Source organism: Enterobacter sp. HSTU-ASh6 (genome assembly GCF_026319105.1).
GTDB classification, from domain to species: Bacteria; Pseudomonadota; Gammaproteobacteria; order Enterobacterales; family Enterobacteriaceae; genus Enterobacter; species Enterobacter sichuanensis.
In genome coordinates this window covers 21,639-42,752 of sequence record NZ_WSPD01000008.1, presented here as the reverse complement: position 1 = coordinate 42,752, position 21,114 = coordinate 21,639, and the positions used below count along the sequence as shown (strand labels likewise).

Below are 21,114 nucleotides of genomic sequence, written 5' to 3'. Positions count from 1 at the left end.
CGGCCTGAGTAAACCAGTCTGACAACGATTAAATATCGATATTCGCCGCTTTCAGCGCGTTCTCTTCGATGAAGGCACGACGTGGTTCCACCGCATCGCCCATCAGCGTTGTGAACAGCTGGTCAGCCGCAATCGCGTCTTTGACGGTGACACGCAGCATGCGGCGGCTCTCCGGATCCATGGTGGTTTCCCACAGCTGATCCGGGTTCATTTCGCCCAGACCTTTATAACGCTGAATGGAGAGACCACGGCGGGACTCTTTCACCAGCCAGTCCAGCGCCTGCTCGAAGCTGGCTACCGGCTGACGGCGCTCGCCACGCTCAATGAACGCATCGTCTTCGATCAGCCCACGCAGCTTCTCGCCGAGCGTGCAGATGCGACGGTATTCCGGGCCGGTCACGAACTCGTGCTCCAGCGGGTAGTCGGTGTCGACGCCGTGGGTACGCACGCGAACAATCGGCTCGAACTGCTGAGCGGCGTTCTGCTGAACATCAAATTTCCACTGGCTACCGTGCTGCTCTTTCTCGTTCAGCTCGCTCACCAGGGTGTTCACCCAGCGGGTAACGGCCTGTTCACTGCTCAGATCGGCTTCGGTCAGGGTTGGCTGGTAGACCAGCTCCTTCAGCAGCGCTTTCGGATAACGACGCTCCATACGGCCGATCATTTTCTGCGTGGCGTTGAACTCAGACACCAGACGCTCCAGCGGTTCACCCGCCAGTGCTGGTGCGCTGGAGTTCGCGTGCAGGGTCGCACCATCAAGCGCGATAGCGATTTGGTACTGATCCATCGCATCGTCATCTTTAATGTACTGTTCCTGCTTGCCTTTTTTCACCTTGTACAGCGGCGGCTGAGCAATGTAGACGTGGCCACGCTCAACGATTTCCGGCATCTGGCGGTAGAAGAAGGTCAACAGCAGCGTACGGATGTGAGAGCCGTCGACGTCCGCATCGGTCATGATGATGATGCTGTGATAGCGCAGCTTGTCCGGGTTGTATTCGTCACGGCCAATGCCGCAGCCCAGCGCGGTGATCAGCGTCGCCACTTCCTGAGAAGAGAGCATCTTGTCGAAGCGCGCCTTCTCAACGTTAAGGATTTTACCCTTCAGCGGCAGAATCGCCTGGTTCTTACGGTTACGGCCCTGCTTCGCAGAACCGCCCGCGGAGTCCCCTTCCACAAGGTACAGTTCGGACAGCGCCGGGTCACGTTCCTGACAGTCAGCCAGTTTGCCCGGCAGACCCGCGAGGTCCAGCGCGCCTTTACGACGCGTCATTTCACGGGCTTTACGCGCCGCTTCACGAGCACGTGCTGCATCAATGATTTTACCGACAACGATTTTCGCGTCGTTCGGGTTCTCCTGCAGGTAGTCGCTCAGCAGTTCGTTCATCTGCTGTTCAACCGCCGATTTCACCTCTGAGGAGACCAGCTTGTCTTTGGTCTGAGAGGAGAACTTCGGATCCGGCACTTTCACGGAGACAACAGCAATCAGGCCTTCACGGGCATCGTCACCGGTGGCGCTGACTTTCGCTTTTTTGCTGTAACCTTCTTTGTCCATGTAGGCGTTCAGGGTACGGGTCATCGCCGCACGGAAGCCTGCAAGGTGGGTACCGCCGTCACGCTGTGGAATGTTGTTGGTGAAGCAGTAGATGTTTTCCTGGAAACCGTCGTTCCACTGCAGCGCCACTTCCACGCCAATACCGTCTTTTTCGGTGGAGAAGTAGAAGATATTCGGGTGAATAGGCGTTTTGTTCTTGTTCAGATACTCAACGAACGCCTTAATACCGCCTTCGTAGTGGAAGTGGTCTTCTTTGTTGTCGCGTTTGTCGCGCAGGCGAATTGAGACGCCAGAGTTCAGGAACGACAGTTCACGCAGGCGTTTCGCCAGAATGTCGTACTCGAATTCGGTCACGTTGGTAAAGGTTTCAAGGCTTGGCCAGAAACGCACCATCGTACCGGTTTTTTCGGTCTCGCCGGTCACGGCCAGCGGGGCTTCAGGCACGCCGTGCTGATAGACCTGACGGTGAATTTTGCCTTCGCGCTGGATAACCAGTTCCAGTTTCTGCGACAGGGCGTTTACCACGGAAACACCTACGCCGTGCAGGCCGCCGGAGACTTTATAGGAGTTATCGTCGAACTTACCGCCGGCGTGCAGAACGGTCATGATCACTTCTGCAGCGGACACGCCCTCTTCCGGGTGAATACCGGTCGGGATGCCACGGCCGTCATCCTGTACGGAAACGGAGTTATCGGCGTGGATAGTGACGATAATGTCTTTACAGTGACCCGCGAGCGCTTCGTCGATAGCGTTATCTACCACCTCGAATACCATGTGGTGCAGACCGGTGCCGTCATCCGTGTCGCCGATATACATACCCGGGCGCTTACGCACCGCATCCAGCCCTTTCAGGACTTTGATACTGGAGGAGTCATAAGAATTCGACATCAACGTTTCTCGCTCATTTCAACTTGGGTTAATCCGTTATTTTACCCTTTTCCACGGTAAACATCTTCGAATTTTCGTCCGACATGTCCATAACGTGTTCAGCGCTAATGGCGCTGACGAAAACCTGCGACTGCGTGGCTTTTAAGCGGCTGGCAAGCAGCCCGCGACGCGCGTCGTCAAGTTCCGAGGCAAAATCATCTATCAGGTACAGGCAGCGTCGCCCGCTCTCACGGGTGAGAAACTCCCCCTGCGCCAGGCGCAGCGCGCACATCAGGAGCTTGAGCTGCCCGCGCGACAGCGTGTCTTCCACCGGCGCACCGTCGGCACGAATGCGGAAATCCGCCTTGTGCGGGCCGTGCGCGGTGTAGGTCAACATGCGGTCGCGCTCGAAGTTTCTCTCTAACACCTCGGCATAATCCGTCTCTTTCTCCCAGCCGCGCTGGAAGGAGAAGGTGAGAGAGAATTCGGGTAAAAACTGTTTGCAGGTGTCGGCCATGTCTTCGGCAATACCTGCGCTGTATTCGGCACGCCAGCGGCTGATTTGTTCCGCAAGAGGAATAAGTTCCATGTCCCACGGGCGCAGCTGGGCGTAGCGCGTCACCTGGCGCAATGCGGCGTTACGCTGCTTAAGCAGGCGCTTCAGGTTGCTCCAGGCATTAAAGAAACCGGCTTCGTTGTGAAAGCATCCCCAGTCGAGGAACGCTCTTCTGTATTTGGGGCCGCCGTTGAGCAAAGTAAACCCCTCCGGCGTAATCAGCTGCATCGGCATCAGCAGCGCCAGCTCCGCCACCTTGTGGCCGTCGGTACCGTCGATGCGCACCTTGCTGTCGCCCTGCTTGTCTTTGGTCAGGCCGATGGCGGTCTCCCGCTCCTCACCCTGCAAACGCCCGTGCAGAACAAAAGACTCCTGTTCGTGGCGAATGACGCGCCCAATCTGCAAACTGCGAAACGCCCGACCGTGGCCGAGCGTATAGATGGCCTCAAGCACGCTGGTTTTGCCACTGCCGTTGGCGCCAACCAGGAAGTTAAAGCCAGGGGATAAAGCGAGATCCGCGCTTTCGATATTGCGAAAGTCGCGGATCAACAGACGGGTGAGCGACATTACAGTCTCATTGGCATGACAACATAGGCAGCCGACTGTGATGCGGCATCTTCAATCTGTACGCTCGATACGGAATCGGTCAGCAGGATGCGCACGTTCTCGCATTTCAGCGCATTCAGCACGTCCAGCACGTAGCTGACGTTAAAGCCGATTTCCATCTCTGCGCCGGCGTAGGTGACGTCCAGAATCTCTTCTGCCTCTTCCTGCTCCGGGTTGTTAGCGGTGATTTTGATCTGATTTTCACTGACGTACAGGCGCACGCCGCGGAATTTCTCGTTGGAGAGAATAGCAGCACGGGCAAAGGCCTGCTTGAGGCTGTCGCAACCTGCTTCCAGCGTTTTGTCCGGGTTCTTCGGCAATACGCGGCGATAATCCGGGAAACGACCATCAACCAGCTTCGATGTGAAGACAAAATCACCCACATGCGCGCGGATGTTGTTGCTGCCGATCTGCACGCGCAGCGGCGTATCGCCGCCGTCGAGCATACGCATCAGCTCAATCACCCCTTTACGCGGCACGATCACCGAATGGTTGGGTAGCGCGTCACCAATCGGCATAGAACAGACCGCCAGACGGTGGCCGTCGGTGGCCACGGTACGCAGCTCTTCACCTTCGGTTTCGAACAGCATACCGTTTAAGTAGTAACGAACGTCCTGATGCGCCATAGAGAACTGCGTGGCTTCAATCAGACGCTTCATCGTCGCCTGCGGCAGGGTGAATTCGACTTCACTTTGCCAGTCGTCCAGGTTCGGGAAGTCCGCAGCGGGCAGCGTGGAGAGCGAGAAACGACTGCGGCCAGAGCGCACCAGCATACGGTCGCCTTCAAGCTGCACAGCGATTTCAGCGCCTTCCGGCAGCCCACGGCAGATATCAAAGAATTTACGTGCCGGAACCGTGGTCGCGCCTGCGTCGTGCGGCTGCGTCAACGTAACGCGTGCGATCATTTCCATTTCCAGATCTGTACCGGTCAGCGACAGCGTACCGTCCGCGACCTGAAGCAGCAGGTTTCCGAGAATAGGCAGCGTTGGGCGGCCACCTAATGGGCCACTCACCTGTTGCAGCGGTTTTAATAAATGTTCACGTTCAACGGTAAATTTCATAGCGTCACGATGATAATGTTCTGATTAGATTGGAAAAATCTTCTTTTATGTCGTGGCTTTCTTCGCGTAACTGCTCAATCTTGCGACACGCATGCAGCACGGTCGTATGGTCACGGCCACCAAACGCATCCCCGATTTCCGGCAGACTGTGGTTGGTTAACTCCTTTGCCAGCGCCATCGCCATCTGACGCGGACGCGCCACCGAGCGGGAACGACGTTTAGACAGTAAATCAGCCACTTTGATCTTGTAGTACTCAGCCACCGTCTTTTGAATATTGTCGATGGTGACCAGTTTTTCCTGCAATGCCAGCAAATCGCGCAGCGCTTCACGCACAAAATCGATGGTGATCGCACGACCGGTGAAGTTGGCATTGGCGATAACGCGGTTCAGTGCCCCTTCCAGCTCGCGCACGTTGGAGCGCAGACGCTTGGCAATGAAGAACGCCACTTCACCCGGCAGGCGAATGTCATTTTCATCGGCTTTCTTCATCAGGATCGCGACGCGGGTTTCCAGCTCCGGTGGCTCGATCGCCACGGTCAGGCCCCAGCCGAAGCGGGATTTCAGACGATCTTCAACACCGTTGATCTCTTTTGGATAACGATCCGAGGTCAAAATGATCTGCTGATTGCCTTCCAGCAGGGCGTTGAAGGTGTGGAAAAACTCTTCCTGCGATCGTTCTTTATTGGCAAAGAACTGAATGTCATCGATCAGCAGCGCGTCAACGGAACGATAGTAGCGTTTAAACTCTTCGATCGCATTGTTTTGCAGGGCTTTAACCATGTCCTGAACGAAGCGCTCGGAGTGCATATACACCACTTTGGCGTTGGGCTTGCGCGCCATAATGCCATTACCCACCGCATGCAGCAGGTGGGTTTTACCCAGACCCGTGCCGCCATAAAGGAACAGCGGGTTATAAGCCCCGCCCGGGTTATCAGCAACCTGGCGAGCCGCCGCGCGCGCCAGCTGGTTCGACTTACCTTCAACGAAGTTATCGAACGTGTGTTTCACGTTAACGTTAGAGCGGTAGGTTGGCTCAGCCGGTGCCGGGACGTTATCCCAACCCTGGCGAGCAGGCGCGACACGAGGCGCAGGCGCGGGAGCGGCCTGGGCAGGCGCTGCCACATTGACGGTTTCACGAACGGTTTGGGTAACCGGCTTTGTGCCTACTTCAAAGCGCAGCTGTGGGGCATCTGACCCGCAGAAATCGTTCAGCAGTCCATTGATGTTGTTAAGGTACTTGTCCCTTACCCAATCGAGCACAAAACGGTTTGGCGCATACAAAGCCAGCGTGTTATCGCTCAGTTCCGCCTGCAACGGGCGGATCCACATACTGAATTCTGTGGCTGGTAACTCATCCTGCAATCGGGCAAGACACTGCTGCCAAAGCGAAAGTGACACGGCGGACTCCACTCGAACAATAAAAGAAAACTATTGAATATTCATGATTGTTGGCGCACATCGGCATGACCCTGTGTAAAGGGGGACGTGCGAATTGCTATCTGCAATTTATCCTGACCAGGATCCTGGGATCCCGATCGGGACCGCGGATCATAGCCTAAACTGAGCCAGAGATCTTCTGTTTCTCACAGATTCTTCCCGATTTATCCACAGGAAGATCCGGAACCGGGTAAGTGTAAACGATCCTGGCGCGAGTGCCCCGCGATTTAGGCCGCATATTGGAAAATTTAATGAGCACAGACAATTTATTGCTTAAATGATCTAACGAAGATCCGGGACGATCCTTGCGCTTTATCGGTGAGCCCGTATAATCCTCGACCCGGCGCGTGATGCTCATCTCCTGCGTCGTCCGTTGCTCATTTTCCACGCGAAATCGTGCGGAAATACGCAGGGATTTAAGGAAAGAGAATTGACTCCGGAGTGTACAATTATTACAATCCGGCCTCTTTAATCACCCACGGCTTCGGCGTCCGTCATTCGAATCTCGTTCGGGCATCCGAAAAAAGCCATGAATTTATTCAAGTTTAGGTAGAAATCGCCATGAAACGCACTTTTCAACCGTCTGTACTGAAGCGCAACCGTTCTCACGGCTTCCGTGCTCGTATGGCTACTAAAAATGGTCGTCAGGTTCTGGCACGTCGTCGTGCTAAAGGCCGCGCTCGTCTGACCGTTTCCAAGTAATAAAGCTAACCCCTGAGTGGTTAAGCTAGCATTTCCCAGGGAGTTACGTTTGTTAACTCCCGCTCATTTCACTTTCGTCTTCCAGCAGCCACAACGGGCTGGCACGCCGCAAATCACCATCCTCGGCCGCCAAAATTCGCTGGGGCATCCCCGCATCGGTCTCACAGTCGCCAAAAAAAATGTTAAGCGTGCGCATGAACGCAATCGGATTAAACGTCTGACGCGTGAAAGCTTCCGTTTACGTCAGCACGAACTGCCTTCTATGGATTTCGTGGTGGTGGCTAAAAAAGGGGTTGCCGACCTCGATAACCGTGCTCTCTCGGAAGCGTTGGAAAAATTATGGCGCCGCCACTGTCGCCTGGCTCACGGGTCCTGATAGCCCTCATTCGGGTCTATCAACGCCTGATTAGTCCGCTACTCGGGCCGCACTGCCGTTTCACACCAACATGCTCAAGCTACGGAATTGAGGCATTGCGCAGGTTTGGAGTGATAAAAGGCAGTTGGTTGACGGTGAAACGCGTATTAAAATGCCACCCTTTACACCCAGGTGGAGACGACCCCGTCCCTCCAGGACCTTTTGATACCAGAGAACACTAACGATGGATTCGCAACGCAATCTTCTTATCATCGCTTTGTTGTTCGTGTCTTTCATGATCTGGCAGGCGTGGGAGCAGGATAAAAATCCTCAACCACAACAGCAGGTCACGCAGACAACGACCACCGCAGCGGGTAGCGCCGCCGACCAGGGCGTACCGGCCAGTGGCCAGGGGAAACAGATTACGGTTAAGACCGATGTGCTTGAGCTGACAATCAACACCCGTGGTGGTGATGTTGAGCAGGCGCTGCTGTTGACCTACCCGAAAGAGCTGAAGTCTAACGAACCGTTCCAGTTACTGGAGACCACGCCAGAGTTTATCTACCAGGCGCAGAGCGGCCTGACCGGTCGTGATGGCCCGGATAACCCGGCTAACGGTGCGCGTCCACTGTACAACGTCGAAAAAGACGCTTTTGTGCTGGCTGATGGTCAGAACGAACTTGCTATTCCGATGACCTACACTGACGCCGCGGGCAACACCTTCACCAAAACCTTCACCCTGAAACGCGGTGAGTATGCGGTGAACGTGGGTTATACCGTACAGAACGCCAGTGCGAAACCGCTGGAACTGTCGACCTTCGGCCAGCTGAAGCAGTCCATCAATCTGCCGTCTCACCGTGACACCGGAAGCAGCAACTTTGCGCTGCATACTTTCCGTGGCGCGGCATACTCCACGCCTGACGCGAAGTATGAGAAATACAAATTCGACACTATTGCCGATAACGAAAACCTGAACGTCAGCGCAAAAGGCGGTTGGGTGGCGATGCTGCAGCAGTATTTCGCGACGGCGTGGGTGCCAAATAACGACGGTACCAACAACTTCTACACCGCGAACCTGGGTAACGGTCTTGCAGCCATTGGCTACAAATCTCAGCCGGTTCTGGTTCAGCCGGGTCAAACCGGAAAGATGGCCAGCACCCTGTGGGTCGGCCCGGAAATTCAGGACAAAATGGCCGCTGTTGCGCCGCACCTGGATCTGACCGTTGACTACGGTTGGTTGTGGTTCATCTCTCAGCCGCTGTTTAAGCTGCTGAAGTTCATCCACAGCTTCCTGGGTAACTGGGGCTTCTCCATCATTGTTATTACCTTTATCGTTCGTGGCATCATGTACCCGCTGACTAAAGCGCAGTACACCTCCATGGCGAAGATGCGTATGCTGCAGCCGAAGATTCAGGCAATGCGTGAGCGTCTGGGCGATGACAAACAGCGTCAGAGCCAGGAAATGATGGCCCTGTATAAAGCAGAGAAAGTAAACCCACTGGGTGGCTGCTTCCCGCTGCTGATTCAGATGCCAATCTTCCTTGCGCTGTACTACATGCTGATGGGCTCCGTTGAGCTGCGCCATGCGCCGTTCGCGCTGTGGATCCATGACCTGTCCGCACAGGACCCGTACTACATCCTGCCGATCCTGATGGGCGTGACGATGTTCTTCATTCAGAAGATGTCGCCGACCACCGTGACCGACCCGATGCAGCAGAAGATCATGACCTTTATGCCGGTCATCTTCACCGTGTTCTTCCTGTGGTTCCCGTCAGGTCTGGTGCTGTACTATATCGTCAGCAACCTGGTGACCATCATCCAGCAGCAGCTGATTTACCGTGGTCTGGAAAAACGTGGCCTGCATAGCCGCGAAAAGAAAAAGTCCTGATCCGTTAAGTTAACGCTAAAATAAGGGCGGTCGATTGACCGCCTTTTTTATTTGTATTGAACGAGAACAACCATGAGCCATAACGACACTATCGTCGCCCAGGCAACCCCACCGGGACGCGGTGGTGTAGGCATTCTGCGTATCTCCGGCCTGAAGGCGCGCGAGGTCGCCGAAGCGGTACTGGGTAAGCTGCCAAAGCCGCGCTACGCTGATTATCTGCCGTTTAAAGACACCGACGGCACGCCCCTGGACCAGGGCATTGCGCTGTGGTTCCCCGGCCCAAACTCCTTCACCGGCGAAGACGTGCTGGAGCTGCAGGGTCACGGCGGCCCGGTCATCCTCGACCTGTTGTTAAAACGTATTCTGACCCTGCCGGGTCTGCGCATTGCGAAGCCGGGTGAATTCTCCGAGCGTGCCTTCCTCAACGACAAGCTCGACCTGGCGCAGGCCGAGGCGATTGCGGACCTGATCGACGCCAGTTCTGAACAGGCGGCCCGCTCCGCCCTGAACTCGCTGCAGGGGGCTTTCTCCGCGCGCGTGAATCACCTTGTGGAAGCACTTACTCACCTTCGAATCTACGTCGAAGCGGCGATCGACTTCCCGGATGAGGAGATCGACTTCCTCTCTGACGGCAAAATTGAAGCCCAGCTCAACCAGGTGATGGCCGATCTCGACGCCGTGCGTGCCGAAGCGCGCCAGGGGAGCCTGCTGCGTGAAGGGATGAAGGTGGTCATCGCCGGGCGTCCCAATGCCGGCAAATCGAGCCTGCTGAACGCCCTGGCGGGCCGTGAAGCGGCGATCGTGACCGACATTGCCGGAACCACCCGCGACGTGCTGCGCGAACACATCCACATCGACGGCATGCCGCTGCACATCATCGACACCGCCGGTCTGCGCGATGCCAGCGACGAAGTTGAGCGCATCGGTATCGAACGTGCCTGGCAGGAGATCGAGCAGGCCGACCGCGTGCTGTTTATGGTGGACGGCACCACCACCGACGCCGTTGACCCGGCAGAGATCTGGCCGGACTTTATCGCCCGTCTGCCGGCGAAGCTACCGATCACCGTGGTGCGTAACAAAGCAGACGTCACCGGTGAAACGCTGGGCATCAGCGATGTAAATGGTCACTCACTTATTCGCCTGTCGGCCCGTACCGGCGAGGGCGTGGACGACCTGCGTAACCATCTCAAGCAGAGCATGGGCTTTGACACCAGCATGGAAGGCGGCTTCCTGGCGCGGCGTCGCCACCTGCAGGCGCTGGAAGAGGCGGCGAACCACCTTGTTCAGGGTAAAGCGCAGCTGATAGGCGCCTGGGCGGGTGAACTGCTGGCGGAAGAGCTGCGCCTGGCGCAGCAGAATCTGAGCGAGATCACCGGGGAGTTCACGTCGGACGATCTGCTGGGAAGGATCTTCTCGAGCTTCTGTATTGGTAAGTGACCTACCCTGATCGATGGTGATTTCCTCCAGGGAAATCACCATTGTCCAAATGGCAACTCGCTTCAACCCCATTCACCCCTTATCCTGCTTGCCTTCACCTTTGGGGGGGTTTATGGCGCGTTTTCTGTTTTGTAGTTTTGCACTGGTTCTGCTTTATCCATCGGGCATTGATATGTATCTGGTGGGATTACCGCACATCGCCCGCGATCTGGGTGCCAGCGAAGCGCAGCTGCATATTGCGTTTTCGGCCTATCTCGCGGGGATGGCGTCGTCGATGGTCTTTGCCGGGAAAATAGCGGACAAAGCCGGACGTCAGCCTGTCGCGATAACCGGTGCCATCATCTTTGCACTGGCCTCCATACTCTGTTCGCAGGCACAGAACAGCACGCTGTTCCTGTCAGGACGCTTTATCCAGGGCATTGGTGCCGGCGGTTGCTACGTCGTCGCCTTTGCGATTTTACGTGATACGTTAAGCGCCCAACGTCGCGCTAAGGTGCTGTCGATGCTGAACGGCATTACCTGCATTATCCCGGTGCTGGCCCCGGTCGTGGGCTATATGATCATGCTGAAATTCCCGTGGCAGAGCCTCTTCTGGACGATGGCGGCGATGGGTGCGCTGGTGTTTATCCTGTCGATCGCCGTGCTAAAAGAGACCCATCCAGGCTCGCAGAATAGCGGTCATACCGCGACGATTCACCCTGCCGAGAAACTGTTTAACCGCTTCTTCCTCAGCCGTCTGGCCGTGACCACGTTAAGCGTGGCGGTGATCCTGACCTATGTAAACGTTTCCCCGGTTTTGCTGATGGAGACCATGGGCTTCGATCGCGGTGAGTATTCAACGGTGATGGCGTTAACCGCGATGGTGAGTATGGCCGTTTCATTTTCGACGCCGTTTGCGCTGAACGTCTTTCGTCAGCGCACGCTGATGCTGACCTCACAGGTTTTATTCCTCACCGCAGGCATCATCCTGGCGACCGCCAGCACACATGCGGTAATGCTGGTGGGCATTACCCTCATTTGCGCCGGGTTCTCGGTGGGTTTTGGCGTGGCGATGAGTCAGGCGCTCGGCCCGTTCTCGCTGCGGGCAGGCGTGGCAAGCTCGGTGCTGGGTATCGCCCAGGTCTGCGGCTCGTCCCTGTGGATATGGCTGGCGGCGGTCATCGGACTTAACGCGCTCAATATGCTGATCGGGATTCTGATTGGCTGTAGCATGCTCTGCATCATCTTACTTATGGTCATCCAGCCCGCGGCGCATTATGAAGAAGCCCATCAGCAGTCTCGATCTTAACCTGTTGCTTTGCCTGCAGCTTTTGCTGCAGGAGCGCAGCGTCACCAAAGCGGCGAAGCGGATGAACGTGACGCCGTCGGCGGTGAGTAAATCACTGGCCAAACTGCGTGACTGGTTTGACGACCCGCTGTTTGTCAAAACGCCGTTAGGGCTGCTGCCAACGCCGCTGACGGTGAGCCTGGAGCAGGATCTGGCCGACTGGATGCAAATCGGCAACCAGATCCTCGATAAATTCCACCATGACGCCCCGGGCGGGCTGACGTTCGTGCTGGCTGCCGAAACGCCGTTGATGCTGATCCGCTTTAATGCCCTGCTGGAGCAGGTGAACCTGCGCTACCCGCAGGCTACGGTGAAGATGCGCCACTGGGATTACGACTCACTGGACGCCATTACGCGTGGAGAAGTGGATCTGGGCTTCACCGGCCGTGAAACGCATCCACGCTCACGTGAATTGCTGAAGCTGATGCCGTGGTTTATCGACTATGAGATCCTGTTCAGCGACCGTCCGTGCGTGTATCTGCGTGAGGATCACCCTGCGCTGCAGGATGAGTGGAACCTCGAGACCTTCCTGCGCTATCCGCATATCAGCATCTTCTGGGAACGCAGCGACACCTGGGCGCTGGACGAGGTGCTAAAAGAGATGGGGCGGGAGAGAAACATTGCCATGAGCGTACCGGGCTTTGAGCAGTCAATGTTTATGGCGGCGCAGCCCGGCCATAACTATATCGCTACGGCTCCCCACTACTGCCATCACTACAATCAACTCCACCAGCGGAAGCTGATCGCCCTTCCCATTCCCATTGACGAAGCGCAGGCCGAAAAGCTTACCGTTCCCTTCACGCTGATCTGGCATAAACGTAACAGCCACAATCCGAAAATTCTCTGGTTACGGGAGACCATTAAGGCGCTGTACGGTGCGAGCGATCCAATTTTTGCCTAAGAAAATGTAAAGTTCGGTCCTGAGGCTTCTCATACGCACATTTACTGATTAAAACAGGAGTCAAGTTAAGCGATAATCATGTAACCGTTTAACAGAATACGACCATTATCAAGGAGCGAAAAATGGCAACGCACTTTGCAAGAGGGATACTTACTGAAGGACGTCTCGTATCGGCCAGACTCTCTTCTTCCTGCCTCAGTGAAGCAGGCAAACTTCCGGAACACCGCAGGTCGCGCTTTTTAGCCTCCCGGGCGCTTCTCGCCGAACTGCTGTTTATGCTGTACGGCACCAGCGAACTGCCGGAGATCATCACCCAACCAGAAGGTCGCCCGGTTTTTGCCGACCCGGAACTCCCTCGTTTTTCCATTGCCTACACGGGCAATATCATTGGCGTCGCACTGACCACCGAAGGGGACTGCGGGCTGGATATGGAACTGCAGCGCGCGACGCGTGGCTTCCACGGTGCCAACCCGCACGATGACTATCCGCTCTCAAGTAATGAGCAGCTTTGGGTGCGCAACCAGAACGATCCCAGTGAGGCCAGAACCCAGCTCATCACCCTGCGCCAGAGCATTCGCAAGCTCTGTGGATGCGCCTCAGACGACGCCAGCCAACTGCAACTGCTGCCCGGCTCCGGACGCCTGCGTGCCACTAAAGCCGCGCTGGTAGAAGCGCTCTGTGACGCAGAGGATGTGCTTATTTGGTCCATTGCGGTTACCCCCGCCATCGAGCGCATGAAAATCTGGGAATTTGACAGTCAGCAGGGATGGCGTAGCCTTCCTGATGTGCCCGAGCGCGCCAACGAGCCCGCCGCACGCCTGATGCGATTAACCAGTTTACCGGCAGAAAAAGCATACACTCTTAGCTGATCCATTCAGGGTCATCATGATGAAACAGGAGTAATCATGTCTGATACGTTGAAAGTCGTTACGTTACTGGGAAGCCTGCGCAAAGGTTCGTTTAATGGGATGGTTGCCCGCACGCTGCCGCAACTGGCACCCGCTGGTATGGAGATAAGCGCCCTGCCGTCTATCGGCGATATCCCGCTTTATGATGCAGACGTACAGCAGGAGGAGGGTTTCCCGCAGAGCGTGGAAGCGCTGGCGGATCAGATCCGCCAGGCCGACGGTGTGGTCATCGTCACCCCGGAGTATAACTACTCGGTTCCGGGTGGTCTGAAAAACGCCATTGACTGGTTATCCCGTCTGCCGGAACAGCCGCTTTCAGGTAAGCCGGTACTGATCCAGACCAGCTCTATGGGGGCGATTGGCGGCGCACGTTGCCAGTATCATCTGCGTCAGATCCTGGTTTTCCTGGATGCAATGGTGATGAACAAGCCGGAATTTATGGGCGGAGTGATTCAGAACAAGGTCGACCCGCAGACGGGTGAAGTGGTGGATCAGAGCACGCGTGACCATCTCTCTGGCCAGCTGACGGCGTTCGGAGATTATATTAAGCGGGTGAAGGCGTAAGGTGAAGTGCGGGCTGATGCCCTCACCCTGTCCCTCTCCCACCGGGAGAGGGTACAAACACTAAAGCCCTTTTCTTCGAAAAGGGCTTGCTGTTTATTTCGCGTCAATAAACACAATCTTCAGTACAAACAGCAGCGCGACAACGATAACGCACGGGCTGAGATCGCGGAAACGGCCGGTACCGATCTTCATTACGCAGTAAGAGATAAAGCCCAGCGCGATACCTTCGGTAATCGAGAAGCTGAATGGCATCATCACGGCGGTAATAAACGCCGGCACCGCTTCGGTTAAATCATCCCACTTCACGCGCGACAGGCTGGAGGTCATCAGCACCCCTACGTAGATCAGCGCACCCGCCGCCGCGTACGGAGGAACCATACCCGCCAGTGGCGAGAGGAAGATCACCAGCAGGAACAGAATACCCACCACAACCGCCGTCAGACCGGTACGGCCACCCACAGACACCCCGGAAGAGGATTCGATGTAAGCGGTAACAGACGAGGTCCCGATAAATGAGCCGGTCACAGAGGAGATACTGTCCACAAACAGCGCCTGCTTCATGCGCGGGAATTTGCCTTTTTCATCTGCCAGACCCGCCTTGTCAGTCACGCCGATCAGCGTACCGGAGGAGTCGAACAGGTTCACCAGCATGAAGGAGAAAATCACGCCCGCCAGGCCCAGGTTCAGGGAACCCGCCAGATCGACATGGCCAACAACGGTTGAGACACTCGGTGGCGCGGAGACGATGCCGTTATAGTGAACGTCACCCAGCATCCAGCCCAGCAGCGTGGTCACCACGATGGAGACCAGCACCGCCGCATGAATATTGCGGGACGCAAGGATAGCGATGATAAAGAAGCCCAGCACGCCCAGCAGGACGTTATGAGAGGTCAGGTGACCAATGCTCACCAGCGTTTCCGGGTTCGCCACGATGACACCGGCGTTTTTCAACCCCATCATCCCGATAAACAGACCGATACCGCTGGTGATGCCCACGCGCAGGCTCACAGGAATGTTCGCAATCATCCAGTAACGCACGCGGAAAATGGTCAGCAGCAGCAGGCCAACCGCGCCCCAGAAGATGGCGCCCATACCCACCTGCCACGGCAGCCCCATCGCCTGAACAACGACGAAGGCGAAGAAGGCGTTCAGACCCATCGCCGGGGCCAGTGCGACCGGCAGGTTAGCGAACACGCCCATCAGAATGCTGCCCAGTGCTGCGATCAGACAGGTAGTGACGAAGACGGCGCTGGTATCCATGCCAGCAACGCCCAGAATTTGTGGGTTAACAAAAACGATATAAACCATCGTCAGGAAGGTGGTGAAACCGGCGATCACTTCGGTGCGTGCCGTCGTGCCGTGCTCGCGCAGTTTAAACACGCGCTCAAGCAGACCCTGACCAGATGTCTGGGTAGTGTGTTGTTGACTCATCATCAATTTCCGAACAAGGAGGGAAAATTCGTCGCTATCCTATACCAAAATGCGACAATAGTGGCGGTTACGTGATACTTTTTTCATTGATTTTGCTTATACGGCAACGATTGCGTTCCGGTAAACGGCGGTACGTAAACGTTAAACTTGTTAAAAGGGAAAGGCATGTCCGGAATTGAAGCGGTATTTTTCGACTGCGACGGTACGCTGGTCGACAGTGAGGTCATTTGTTCCCGCGCGTATGTCACCATGTTCCAGGAATTTGGCATTACGCTGGCGCTCGAAGAGGTGTTTAAACGCTTTAAGGGCGTGAAGCTCTACGAGATCATCGACATCATTAACGAAGAACACGATGTCGACCTGGCGAAAGCGGATCTGGAACCGGTGTACCGCGCCGAGGTCGCTCGCCTGTTCGATTCAGAGCTGGAAGTCATTCCGGGGGCAAACGCACTGCTGGATGCCATGACGGTACCGATCTGCGTGGTGTCTAACGGACCGGTCAGCAAAATGCAGCACTCGCTCGGCAAGCTTGAGATGTTGCACCATTTCCCGGAAAAGCTGTTCAGCGGCTACGATATCCAGCGCTGGAAGCCCGATCCGGCGCTGATGTTCCATGCGGCAAAAGCGATGAACGTGAATGTAGAAAACTGCATTCTGGTGGACGACTCCTCTGCGGGGGCGCAGTCGGGGATTGATGCGGGGATGGAGGTGTTTTACTTCTGCGCCGACCCGCACAACAAGCCGATCGATCATCCAAAAGTGACCACCTTTACCGATCTGGCGCAGTTGCCGGCGTTGTGGAAGGCACGCGGTTGGAATATTACTCGCTGAAAAAACAAAGCCGGATGGCGCTAACGCTTATCCGGCCTACAGGGTTCGCAGGCCCGGTAAGCGCAGTGCCACCGGGCATATTCACCTGTATTACTCTTTCGGATCTTTACCCGCCAGCAGCTTGTCCAGCTCGTCGCCGCCCACGTGACGGAAGTCCTGACCTTTCACGAAGTAGAAAATGTATTCGCAAATGTTCTGGCAGCGGTCACCGATACGCTCGATAGAGCGCGCGCAGAACAGGGCCGTCAGTACACTTGGAATCGTGCGTGAATCTTCCATCATGTAGGTCATCAGCTGGCGCACGATGCCTTCATACTCCTGGTCGACTTTCTTGTCTTCACGGTAGATACGCACCGCTTCGTCAAGATCCATACGCGCAAAGGCATCCAGCACGTCGTGCAGCATCTGCACGGTGTGGCGACCCAGCGACTCCAGGCTCACCAGCAGCGGCTGGTGCTGCTGAGAGAACTTCTCCAGCGCCGTGCGGCAGATTTTATCCGCCACGTCACCAATACGTTCCAGCTCGGCGATGGTTTTGATGATGGCCATCACCAGACGCAGATCGCTCGCCGTCGGCTGACGTTTCGCGATAATGCGCACGCAGGCTTCATCGATAGCCACTTCCATCATGTTGACGTTTTTGTCGCCTTCAATGACGCGCTTCGCCAGCTCGCTGTCCTGGTTATGCATTGCCGTAATCGCATCCGAAAGCTGCTGCTCAACCATGCCACCCATGGTCATCACCTGCGTGCGAATACTTTCCAGCTCTGCGTTGAACTGGCCTGAAATGTGTTTATTAAGATTGAGGTTGTCCATGGTTTCTCCACATGCACTGAGGCAAATCAACCGTAGCGGCCAGTAATATAATCTTCGGTTTGTTTCTTCGCGGGCTTGGTGAACAGATCGTCCGTGTTACTGAACTCAATCAGCTCGCCCAGATACATAAATGCCGTGTGATCGGAACAACGCGCAGCCTGCTGCATGTTATGGGTCACGATAACCACGGTGTAATCCTGCTTCAGCTCAGTAATGAGTTCTTCAATACGACCGGTTGAGATCGGGTCCAGCGCTGAACATGGCTCATCCAGCAACAGCACTTCCGGGCGAATCGCGATACCACGCGCAATGCACAGACGCTGCTGCTGACCACCGGAGAGAGAGTAACCGCTCTGGTGCAACTTATCTTTGGTTTCGTTCCATAATGCGGCCTTGGTCAAAGCCCACTGCACGCGCTCGTCCATATCGGCACGGGAGAGTTTTTCAAACAGGCGCACGCCAAAGGCGATGTTGTCATAAATGGACATCGGGAACGGCGTGGGTTTCTGGAACACCATCCCCACTTTGGCGCGCAGCAGGGCGATATCCTGAGCCTGGGTCAGAATATTTTCCCCATCCAGGATGATTTCACCTTCAGCGCGCTGCTCCGGATAGAGTGAATACATTTTGTTAAAGGTACGCAGCAGCGTGGATTTTCCACATCCAGACGGACCGATAAATGCCGTGACCTGGTTCTTCGCGATATCCAGGTTGATGTTCTTCAGGGCATGGAATTTGCCGTAGTAGAAGTTCAAATCACGAACCTGAATCTTACCCGGGGCAGTATCAACCATACTCATTGACTCATTTCCTCATTCGGCGCCGCGATCTGCCGCGCCGTAAAAAATTAACCGTGTTTCTTCTTCGCGAAAATGACGCGCGCCAGAATGTTCAGCAACAGTACGCAAAGGGTAATGATCAGCACCCCGGCCCAGGCCAGCTGCTGCCATTCCGCGAATGGGCTCATCGCAAATTTAAAGATCGTCACCGGAAGGTTGGCGATCGGCTGCATCATGTCCGTGCTCCAGAACTGGTTGGAGAGAGACGTAAACAGCAGCGGCGCCGTTTCACCCGCAATACGAGCCACCGCCAGCAGGATACCGGTCATGATCCCGGAGACGGACGCTTTTAATGTAATCGCCGAGATCATCTTCCATTTCGGCGTACCCAGCGCGTAAGCCGCTTCACGCAGGCTGTCCGGCACCAGTTTCAGCATGTTCTCGGTGGTACGGATAACAATCGGTACCTGCAGCAGCGCAAGGGCAATCACACCCGCCCAGCCGGAGAAGTGTTCCATCTGCGCCACCACGACGGTGTACACAAACAGGCCCACCACGATAGACGGGGCCGAGAGCAGGATATCGTTAATGAAACGAATGACTTCCGCCAGCAAGGATTTACGACCGTATTCCGCCAGGTAGATACCCGCCATGATGCCGAGCGGCGTACCAAAGACCGTCGCCCACAGGATCAGCAAACCGCTACCCGCCAGGGCATTCGCCAGACCACCACCCGCCGTGTTCGGCGGCGGCGTCATTTCGGTGAACAGCGACAGTGACATCCCGTCAATTCCGCGCACGACGGTGGAGAACAGGATCCAGACCAGCCAGAACAGACCGAACGCCATCGTCGCCATTGAGAGCGTCAGCGCAATGCGGTTTTTCATGCGGCGTCTGGCCTGCATTTTACGGCGGGATTCCGCCAGCTCAGCGGTAGCTTGCATTTCGAGAGTTGCCATTAGCGTGCCCCCTCATTTTTAGCGAGGCGCATAATCATCAGCTTGGAAATCGCCAGAACGATGAAGGTGATAACGAACAGAATCAGCCCCAGTTCCATCAGCGCTGCGACGTGCAGACCTGATTCCGCTTCGGCAAATTCATTCGCCAGCGCAGAGGTAATGCTGTTACCCGGCATATAGAGCGAAGCGCTGTCGAGCTGATAGGTGTTACCGATAATAAAGGTGACCGCCATGGTTTCACCCAGCGCACGACCTAAGCCCAGCATCACGCCCCCGATCACCCCATTTTTGGTGAACGGAAGGACAATGCGCCAGATCACTTCCCAGGTAGTGCAGCCGATGCCATAGGCCGACTCTTTCATCATCACCGGCGTTTGTTCGAAGACATCGCGCATGACCGCCGCAATGTACGGAATAATCATGATGGCGAGGATCACACCTGCCGCCAGAATACCAATACCGAAAGCCGGGCCAGAAAACAGGGCCCCCACAAACGGAATGGCAGAGAGGACATTACCCACCGGCTCCTGGAAGTAAGTGGCGAACAGCGGCGCAAAGATAAACAGGCCCCACATGCCGTATACGATACTTGGAATGGCCGCCAGCAGTTCGATGGCGATCCCCAGTGGACGACGCAGCCAGCCCGGCGCCAGCTCCGTCAGGAACAGGGCAATACCGAAGCTTACCGGAACCGCAATCAGCAGGGCGATGAACGAGGTCACCAGCGTACCGTAAATCGGCACCAGTGCACCGTAGATATCGTTCGGCGCATCCCACTCTTTACTCCACAGGAAGGAGAAACCGAATTTCTGAATGCTCGGCCAGGAGGAGAAAATCAGGGACACGATAATGCCGCCCAGCAGCAATAGCACAATCAGCGCAGCCAGTTTGACCAGCGCGCTGAAAATCATGTCACCTTTTTTACCCGGAGGGTTAAATGCAGGCTTGGTTGCAGCCATAAATTACTCTTCTGTTTGAGACGTTTTTACGAATATGCCCGGTGGCGTTGACGCTTACCGGGCCTACAGAGTAAACCGTAGGGCGGGTAAGCGCAGCGCCACCCGCCATCTTCGTTAAATATATCCTGTTAGTACAGCGCTTTACCGCTGCTGTCTTTGACGTTGGTCTTCCATGCAGCACGGATCTGCTCAACCACGTTGTCCGGCAGGGTAGCGTAGTCCAGAGCGTTAGCCTGTTTGCCACCGTTTTTGTACGCCCAGTCGAAGAACTTCAGCACTTCAGCGCCCTGCTCAGGTTTCTTCTGCTCTTTGTGGACCAGAATGAAGGTGGTAGAGGTGATTGGCCACGCACCTTCGCCTTTCTGGTTAGTCAGGTCCTGAGCGAAAGATTTGCTCCAGTCAGCGCCTTTCGCGGCGTTGGCAAAGTTCTCTTCAGTCGGGCTAACCGGTTTGCCGTCGGCAGAAACCAGTTTGGTGTAGGACAGGTTGTTCTGCTTCGCGTACGCATACTCTACGTAGCCAATTGAACCTGGCAGACGCTGTACGAACGCAGCGATGCCGTCGTTCCCTTTACCGCCCAGACCGGTTGGCCAGTTAACAGTAGAGCCGGAACCAACTTTAGATTTCCACTCTTCGTTCACTTTTGCCAGGTAGCTGGTAAAGACGAAAGAGGTACCGGAACCGTCCGCGCGGCGAACCACAGCGATGTTCTGAGAAGGCAGCTTCAGGCCAGGGTTGAGTTTAGCGATCGCTTCGTCATCCCATTTTTTGATTTTGCCCAGGTAGATGTCACCCAGCGTTTTGCCGTCCAGCACCAGCTCACCTGACTTCACGCCCGGCAGGTTGATAGCCAGAACCACACCACCGATCACGGTAGGGAACTGGAACAGGCCTTCCTGAGCCAGTTTGTCATCAGACAGCGGAGCATCTGATGCGCCGAAATCAACCGTGTTAGCGGTAATTTGTTTCACGCCACCGGAGGAGCCGATACCCTGATAGTTAACCTTATTACCGGTTTCTTTCTGGTAGGTATCCGCCCATTTGGCATACACCGGCGCAGGGAAGGTTGCACCAGCGCCAGTCAGGCTTGCTTCTGCAAATACAGAGAACGCGCTCAGAGATAAGGTCGCGGCGACAACAGTTGCGACAGTGGTACGCATAACTTTCATAATGTCTC

20 protein-coding genes are annotated in these 21,114 nt (G+C 55.8%); 10 read left to right on the top strand and 10 right to left on the bottom strand.

Annotated elements, in window-relative coordinates:
- Positions 1-28: 28 nt before the first annotated feature.
- The 4 genes from gyrB to dnaA are packed head-to-tail and all read right to left on the bottom strand — an operon-like array spanning position 29 to position 6,041.
- The gene (gene gyrB / locus GM298_RS11585; protein WP_025756970.1) at positions 29-2,440 is read right to left on the bottom strand and encodes a DNA topoisomerase (ATP-hydrolyzing) subunit B; all 2,412 of its coding nucleotides are present in this window, start codon (positions 2,438-2,440) and stop codon (positions 29-31) included.
- A gap of 28 nt (positions 2,441-2,468) precedes the next feature.
- Complete coding sequence (gene recF, locus GM298_RS11580; protein WP_013094779.1) at positions 2,469-3,542, bottom strand: DNA replication/repair protein RecF; 1,074 nt, start codon at positions 3,540-3,542, stop codon at positions 2,469-2,471.
- Entirely contained in the window at positions 3,542-4,642 is a 1,101-nt protein-coding gene (gene dnaN / locus GM298_RS11575; protein WP_014830028.1) for a DNA polymerase III subunit beta, read from the bottom strand. Before dnaN ends, recF begins: the two co-directional genes overlap by 1 nt.
- 4 nt (positions 4,643-4,646) lie before the next feature.
- Positions 4,647-6,041 carry a chromosomal replication initiator protein DnaA gene (dnaA, locus tag GM298_RS11570; RefSeq protein WP_010426558.1) on the bottom strand — a complete coding sequence of 465 codons (1,395 nt, stop codon included), beginning with the start codon at positions 6,039-6,041 and terminating at the stop codon, positions 4,647-4,649.
- 600 nt (positions 6,042-6,641) lie between these two features.
- On the opposite strand from dnaA, the gene rpmH reads away from it, so the two are divergent.
- From rpmH to GM298_RS11525, 9 genes are all read left to right on the top strand, one after another.
- Positions 6,642-6,782 (top strand): 50S ribosomal protein L34, encoded by a 141-nt coding sequence (gene rpmH, locus GM298_RS11565; protein WP_000831330.1) that lies wholly within the window; start codon positions 6,642-6,644, stop codon positions 6,780-6,782.
- 16 nt (positions 6,783-6,798) lie between these two features.
- Positions 6,799-7,158, top strand: a complete 360-nt coding sequence (gene rnpA / locus GM298_RS11560; RefSeq protein ID WP_024907873.1) for a ribonuclease P protein component — start codon at positions 6,799-6,801, stop codon at positions 7,156-7,158.
- Positions 7,122-7,379 carry a membrane protein insertion efficiency factor YidD gene (yidD, locus tag GM298_RS11555; protein ID WP_001307474.1) on the top strand — a complete coding sequence of 86 codons (258 nt, stop codon included), beginning with the start codon at positions 7,122-7,124 and terminating at the stop codon, positions 7,377-7,379. Before rnpA ends, yidD begins: the two co-directional genes overlap by 37 nt.
- Before the next feature lie 2 nt (positions 7,380-7,381).
- Positions 7,382-9,025, top strand: coding sequence for a membrane protein insertase YidC (gene yidC / locus GM298_RS11550; protein ID WP_025756968.1), 1,644 nt, complete (start codon positions 7,382-7,384; stop codon positions 9,023-9,025).
- 72 nt (positions 9,026-9,097) lie between these two features.
- Positions 9,098-10,462 (top strand): tRNA uridine-5-carboxymethylaminomethyl(34) synthesis GTPase MnmE, encoded by a 1,365-nt coding sequence (gene mnmE, locus GM298_RS11545; RefSeq protein ID WP_021242672.1) that lies wholly within the window; start codon positions 9,098-9,100, stop codon positions 10,460-10,462.
- Between the two features lie 112 nt (positions 10,463-10,574).
- On the top strand, positions 10,575-11,750 hold the full coding sequence (locus GM298_RS11540; protein WP_104556733.1) for an MFS transporter: 1,176 nt from the start codon (positions 10,575-10,577) through the stop codon (positions 11,748-11,750).
- The gene (gene yidZ, locus GM298_RS11535; RefSeq protein ID WP_047959745.1) at positions 11,719-12,690 is read left to right on the top strand and encodes an HTH-type transcriptional regulator YidZ; all 972 of its coding nucleotides are present in this window, start codon (positions 11,719-11,721) and stop codon (positions 12,688-12,690) included. Before GM298_RS11540 ends, yidZ begins: the two co-directional genes overlap by 32 nt.
- A gap of 122 nt (positions 12,691-12,812) precedes the next feature.
- The gene (locus tag GM298_RS11530) at positions 12,813-13,559 is read left to right on the top strand and encodes a 4'-phosphopantetheinyl transferase family protein (protein ID WP_126801245.1); all 747 of its coding nucleotides are present in this window, start codon (positions 12,813-12,815) and stop codon (positions 13,557-13,559) included.
- Between the two features lie 36 nt (positions 13,560-13,595).
- The gene (locus tag GM298_RS11525; protein WP_025756964.1) at positions 13,596-14,162 is read left to right on the top strand and encodes an NADPH-dependent FMN reductase; all 567 of its coding nucleotides are present in this window, start codon (positions 13,596-13,598) and stop codon (positions 14,160-14,162) included.
- Positions 14,163-14,255: 93 nt separating this feature from the next.
- Here the strand turns inward: GM298_RS11525 and adeP are convergent, their stop codons facing one another.
- Positions 14,256-15,593, bottom strand: a complete 1,338-nt coding sequence (gene adeP / locus GM298_RS11520; protein WP_025756963.1) for an adenine permease AdeP — start codon at positions 15,591-15,593, stop codon at positions 14,256-14,258.
- A 165-nt stretch (positions 15,594-15,758) separates the two neighbouring features.
- Between adeP and yieH the strand changes: the two genes are divergently transcribed.
- The gene (gene yieH, locus GM298_RS11515) at positions 15,759-16,424 is read left to right on the top strand and encodes a 6-phosphogluconate phosphatase (protein ID WP_025756962.1); all 666 of its coding nucleotides are present in this window, start codon (positions 15,759-15,761) and stop codon (positions 16,422-16,424) included.
- Positions 16,425-16,514: 90 nt separating this feature from the next.
- On the opposite strand, the gene phoU is transcribed toward yieH, so the two are convergent.
- The 5 genes from phoU to pstS form a co-directional block, all read right to left on the bottom strand.
- Positions 16,515-17,240: a phosphate signaling complex protein PhoU gene (gene phoU / locus GM298_RS11510; protein ID WP_008500182.1), complete on the bottom strand. Its 726-nt coding sequence runs from the start codon at positions 17,238-17,240 to the stop codon at positions 16,515-16,517.
- A gap of 26 nt (positions 17,241-17,266) precedes the next feature.
- A complete protein-coding gene (pstB, locus tag GM298_RS11505; protein ID WP_008500183.1) occupies positions 17,267-18,040 on the bottom strand; it encodes a phosphate ABC transporter ATP-binding protein PstB in 774 nt (257 codons plus the stop codon).
- Between the two features lie 47 nt (positions 18,041-18,087).
- Entirely contained in the window at positions 18,088-18,978 is an 891-nt protein-coding gene (gene pstA / locus GM298_RS11500; RefSeq protein WP_008500184.1) for a phosphate ABC transporter permease PstA, read from the bottom strand.
- Entirely contained in the window at positions 18,978-19,937 is a 960-nt protein-coding gene (gene pstC / locus GM298_RS11495; protein WP_008500185.1) for a phosphate ABC transporter permease PstC, read from the bottom strand. Before pstC ends, pstA begins: the two co-directional genes overlap by 1 nt.
- A 128-nt stretch (positions 19,938-20,065) precedes the next feature.
- Positions 20,066-21,106 carry a phosphate ABC transporter substrate-binding protein PstS gene (gene pstS / locus GM298_RS11490; protein ID WP_008500186.1) on the bottom strand — a complete coding sequence of 347 codons (1,041 nt, stop codon included), beginning with the start codon at positions 21,104-21,106 and terminating at the stop codon, positions 20,066-20,068.
- Between the last annotated feature and the right edge of the window lie 8 nt (positions 21,107-21,114).

Excerpts from the sequence above, each read along its gene's own strand:
- gyrB (WP_025756970.1), bottom strand. The coding sequence starts at position 2,440 with ATGTCGAATTCTTATGACTCCTCCAGTATCAAAGTCCTGAAAGGGCTG.
- recF (WP_013094779.1), bottom strand. The coding sequence starts at position 3,542 with ATGTCGCTCACCCGTCTGTTGATCCGCGACTTTCGCAATATCGAAAGC.
- dnaN (WP_014830028.1), bottom strand. The coding sequence starts at position 4,642 with ATGAAATTTACCGTTGAACGTGAACATTTATTAAAACCGCTGCAACAG.
- rpmH (WP_000831330.1), top strand. The coding sequence starts at position 6,642 with ATGAAACGCACTTTTCAACCGTCTGTACTGAAGCGCAACCGTTCTCAC.
- yidD (WP_001307474.1), top strand. The coding sequence starts at position 7,122 with ATGGCGCCGCCACTGTCGCCTGGCTCACGGGTCCTGATAGCCCTCATT.
- yidC (WP_025756968.1), top strand. The coding sequence starts at position 7,382 with ATGGATTCGCAACGCAATCTTCTTATCATCGCTTTGTTGTTCGTGTCT.
- mnmE (WP_021242672.1), top strand. The coding sequence starts at position 9,098 with ATGAGCCATAACGACACTATCGTCGCCCAGGCAACCCCACCGGGACGC.
- GM298_RS11540 (WP_104556733.1), top strand. The coding sequence starts at position 10,575 with ATGGCGCGTTTTCTGTTTTGTAGTTTTGCACTGGTTCTGCTTTATCCA.
- yidZ (WP_047959745.1), top strand. The coding sequence starts at position 11,719 with ATGAAGAAGCCCATCAGCAGTCTCGATCTTAACCTGTTGCTTTGCCTG.
- GM298_RS11530 (WP_126801245.1), top strand. The coding sequence starts at position 12,813 with ATGGCAACGCACTTTGCAAGAGGGATACTTACTGAAGGACGTCTCGTA.
- GM298_RS11525 (WP_025756964.1), top strand. The coding sequence starts at position 13,596 with ATGTCTGATACGTTGAAAGTCGTTACGTTACTGGGAAGCCTGCGCAAA.
- adeP (WP_025756963.1), bottom strand. The coding sequence starts at position 15,593 with ATGAGTCAACAACACACTACCCAGACATCTGGTCAGGGTCTGCTTGAG.
- yieH (WP_025756962.1), top strand. The coding sequence starts at position 15,759 with ATGTCCGGAATTGAAGCGGTATTTTTCGACTGCGACGGTACGCTGGTC.
- phoU (WP_008500182.1), bottom strand. The coding sequence starts at position 17,240 with ATGGACAACCTCAATCTTAATAAACACATTTCAGGCCAGTTCAACGCA.
- pstB (WP_008500183.1), bottom strand. The coding sequence starts at position 18,040 with ATGAGTATGGTTGATACTGCCCCGGGTAAGATTCAGGTTCGTGATTTG.
- pstA (WP_008500184.1), bottom strand. The coding sequence starts at position 18,978 with ATGGCAACTCTCGAAATGCAAGCTACCGCTGAGCTGGCGGAATCCCGC.
- pstC (WP_008500185.1), bottom strand. The coding sequence starts at position 19,937 with ATGGCTGCAACCAAGCCTGCATTTAACCCTCCGGGTAAAAAAGGTGAC.
- pstS (WP_008500186.1), bottom strand. The coding sequence starts at position 21,106 with ATGAAAGTTATGCGTACCACTGTCGCAACTGTTGTCGCCGCGACCTTA.